The sequence below is a fragment of the Phycisphaerae bacterium genome (genome assembly GCA_035384605.1).
Classification (GTDB): domain Bacteria; phylum Planctomycetota; class Phycisphaerae; order UBA1845; family PWPN01; genus JAUCQB01.
In genome coordinates this window covers 1-3,574 of the sequence record DAOOIV010000221.1, presented here as the reverse complement: position 1 = coordinate 3,574, position 3,574 = coordinate 1, and the positions used below count along the sequence as shown (strand labels likewise).

At 63.4% G+C, this 3,574-nt stretch carries 3 protein-coding genes; 2 read left to right on the top strand and 1 reads right to left on the bottom strand.

The genetic code is table 11. The annotated features are described in order from the left end of the window. Positions 1–249: 249 nt before the first annotated feature. On the bottom strand, positions 250–1,272 hold the full coding sequence (locus PLL20_22025) for a Gfo/Idh/MocA family oxidoreductase (GenBank protein HPD32678.1): 1,023 nt from the start codon (positions 1,270–1,272) through the stop codon (positions 250–252). Between the two features lie 223 nt (positions 1,273–1,495). Here PLL20_22025 and PLL20_22020 point away from each other — a divergent pair, with 223 nt between their 5' ends. Together PLL20_22020 and PLL20_22015 are read left to right on the top strand one after the other, a co-directional pair. Beyond that, on the top strand, positions 1,496–2,497 hold the full coding sequence (locus PLL20_22020) for an NAD(P)-dependent oxidoreductase (protein ID HPD32677.1): 1,002 nt from the start codon (positions 1,496–1,498) through the stop codon (positions 2,495–2,497). Continuing rightward, positions 2,497–3,258, top strand: a complete 762-nt coding sequence (locus PLL20_22015) for an aldolase/citrate lyase family protein (GenBank protein ID HPD32676.1) — start codon at positions 2,497–2,499, stop codon at positions 3,256–3,258. Before PLL20_22020 ends, PLL20_22015 begins: the two co-directional genes overlap by 1 nt. Positions 3,259–3,574 lie beyond the last annotated feature (316 nt).

The following is a 3,574-nucleotide window of genomic DNA, read 5'->3' as shown; positions in this document are numbered from 1 at the left end:
CGTGGTCGAGATCGGCAGGTCTCCGCCGCCTTTGGCGGCTCCGACCGTGCCCTACGTTGCTGCGACCGTGCCCTACCTTGCTCCGACCGTGCCGTACGTTGCTGCGACCGTGTCGTACGTTGGTTTGCAACTGTTTTGTCTTGCTGCGGCGGTGTCCTCCCATTTCATACGTGGTCAGACGCGAACCGCCTGCTATCGTCAGCGTCGCCCGGGCCTTCCCGCCACCCAGGTCTCCCATTTCATACGTGGTCAGACGCGAACCGCCTGTCCGGACCTGGCGGATTCCTTTTCGAGCAAGGCCATACGCACGGCCTCGCGGCTTTCACCTGGAGTGCTGATCGTCGGTCCGACTCCTCGCTCGATGCACCCGAGGAAGTAATCGATCTCGTTGTAGTACCCGTCGTTCGGGCCCATTGCGGGCGTTTCGGTGGAGCCGTCGTCCTTGAGGATTGTGAGCGGCTTGCCGCTGCTGAGGTCGAACAGCAGGGCGGCCTTCTCGAAGCGGGCGGTAAAGCCCATGTTGAAGCCGAAGGCGGGCGGCATGTCCCAGAAGCCTTCGATCTGGACGACGAGATCGGGCCGATAGTACCACAGCGAATGCACGCGGTCGGGAGATCCGTTTCGTTCACATATCTGGGCGGTGATCGTCTGGGGCGTGCCGAGCAGGTGCAGGGCCCAATCCGTGTCGTGGACGTGCAGATCAAGAACCGCTCCGCCCGACAGCTTTGGATCGAGGAGCCAATTGTTGAGTGAATAGGTGGGGGTGGCGGCCTGGCGGCGAAGGGTCAAAGCCTTGAGCCTGCCGAATCGCTTGTCGTCGATGGCCTGCTTGAGGTAGACGCATTCGGGCCAGAAGCGGATGCACTGGGCGATCATGAAGCGTCCCTTCGCTTTGACGGCCGCCGTCAGCATCTTGTCGCATTCTTCAACGGTCAGGGCCATGGGTTTCTCACACAGGACGTGCTTACCGGCGTCCAAGGCGGCGATGGTCATCTCGGGATGCAGATAAGTGGGAACGCAGATGTCGACCATCTGTACGGCGGGGTCGGCGAGCAGATCCCGCCACTCGGCATATTGCTTGATGTCACCAAGATCCCGCTTGGTTCCCTGGGCATCCGCGATGTTGCCTCCGACGCCCGACCAGTCTCCGGCGCGGCGCTGCGGTTCCTTGTCGCAGAGCGCGACGACCTTGGCCCGCCGGCCCATCTTCTCGTACTGGTTGAAGTGGTTTCGCCCGATGAACCCGGCTCCGATGAGACCGACTCCGATCATAATGAATCTCCTTGCATTCGAGAGGCGAGAGGGCAGATTCTCTTCACGCTGTCGCAGCGTGCCTCGGCTCCTTTCTTATCGCCGCGCCCCAAGCGCTTGGCGTTTGCCGCATGGCACGATACTCTACAGCGCCTCGCCTGACGATGCGAGAACCGTTCGGGGGATGAATGGCCGGGCGGTTGTCAGATGTTTCCGCAGGACTTTCGGGGGCACCGACGTCGGGATGAACATGATCAAAGTTGCGGTCACAGCGACGGAGTTCGACAAGGCGGCGGAGGTATTCCGGCAGGCTGCGCGTGTCGGCGTGGAATGCCTGAGAGCCCCTGCGGCGGAGGCCGAACTGGCGGTCTTTGTCCGTGCTCAGGGGGTGCGTCATGTCATTGTCGGCGTGGAGAAGTACACCGGAGTGCTGTACGAGGCGTTGCCGGCAGGCGCAGTGCTCGCCCGCTTCGGTGTGGGACACGACGGCATTGACAAGGACAAGGCGACCGCTCGAGGCGTGATCTGCACCAATACGCCCGGTGTCCTCGACGATTCAGTGGCCGAGATGACGATCGCCTTGATTCTGGCGGCGGCGCGGCACGTGGCGAAGGTTGCGGCGGAAGTCAAGAAGGGCGGGTTTGCGCCGATGGTGGGTAGCGAGCTGGCAGGCAAGACGCTGGCCGTGATCGGCTGCGGACCCATTGGGCGACGAGTCGCGAGGATCGCGGCCCGAGGGTTCGGGATGCGCGTCGTGGGATGCGATGTGGCCGACCTGGATATCGAGCGGATGAAAACGGAATACGGATTCGCCGAAACAGGCAAGGATTACGGTGCGGCGGTTGCGACCGCCGATTTCGTCAGCCTGCACATTCCGAGCACGCCGGCCACGCGGCACTTCATGAATCGCGAGCGGCTGGCGATGATCCCGGCCGGGGCGTGGCTGATCAATACGGCGCGCGGCGCGGTGCTCGATGAGGCGGCTTTGTTTGACGCCCTGTCGGAAGGCAGGCCGGCGGGAGCGGCATTGGACGTATTCGAGGCCGAGCCGTACGCGCCGGTTGCCCCGGAGAAGGATCTTCGCAAGCTGGATAACGTAGTGATGACTCCGCACGTGGGCAGCAGCACCCGCGAGGCGTGTAACCGCATGGCCGAGCGGGCGCTGCAGAACGTACGGTTGGCCGAGGCCGGCCGTTTCGGCGAGATGGATCTGCTTAACCCGGCCGTGATTGGGGGGAGGTCGTGATGAAAAACAAGTTGCGTCGGGCGCTGCTTGCTCGAGAGTTGTCGTTGGGTGGATGGATGCAGATCGGGCACCCGGCCTGTGCCGAGATCTTTGCCCGGGCGGGATTCGATTGGGTTTGCGTTGACCTGGAGCATGGGGCGATCGACCTGGAGACGACGGCGCACATTTTTCGCACGATCGACGGTTTTGATTGCGTGCCGGTGGCGCGGTTGCCGCTGAACGATCCGGTGTGGATTCACCGGGTCCTGGATGCCGGGGCCCGCGGGCTGATCGTCCCGATGGTCAAGACCGCCGCGGAGGCCGAGGCCGCGATCCGCGAGAGCAAGTATCCACCGCGAGGCGTGCGCGGGTACGGTTACAGCCGGGCGAACATGCACGGTATGGATTTCGCCGAGTACATCGTCTCGGCCAACGAAGAGATCGCCATGGTGATGCAGATCGAGCACAAGGATGCCATCGCCAACATCGATGCGATTCTGGAGGTTCCGGGCGTCGACGGCGTGTTCATCGGCCCGCTGGACCTGAGCGGCTCGATGGGCATTACCGGCCAGCTCGACCATCCCCAGATGGTCGCGGCGCTCGACAGGTACCGGGCTGCCTGCAAGAGCCACAAGGTATCAGCCGGCACGCACATCGTCCGGCCGAACGAGCAGAATATCCGCAGGGCGATCGACGAGGGCTACACGCTGATCGCCCTGGGGCTGGACAACGTGTTTCTCGACGAGGGATCGAGGGCCAGTCTGAAGGCGGCAGGGCGGTAGGGCGGGCTTTGACTGCCAGGGACCTGCTCGGCCCGGCATCCCTTCCGGGCCGCCTCGCGTGGCGGGGTTTTTCCGCGTGCGGCAGGAATGAGGATGGGAATCCTCCATGGGGAAGGCCCCAGAATGGATTCTGGGGCCAGCGAATGGGAATCCTCCATGGGGAAGGCCCCAGAATGGATTCTGGGGCCAGCGAATGGATTCTGGGGCCAGCGAATGGGAATCCTCCATGGGGAAGGCCCCAGAATGGATTCTGGGGCCAGCGAATGGATTCTGGGGCCAGCGAATGGGAATCCTCCATGGGGAAGGCCCCAGAATG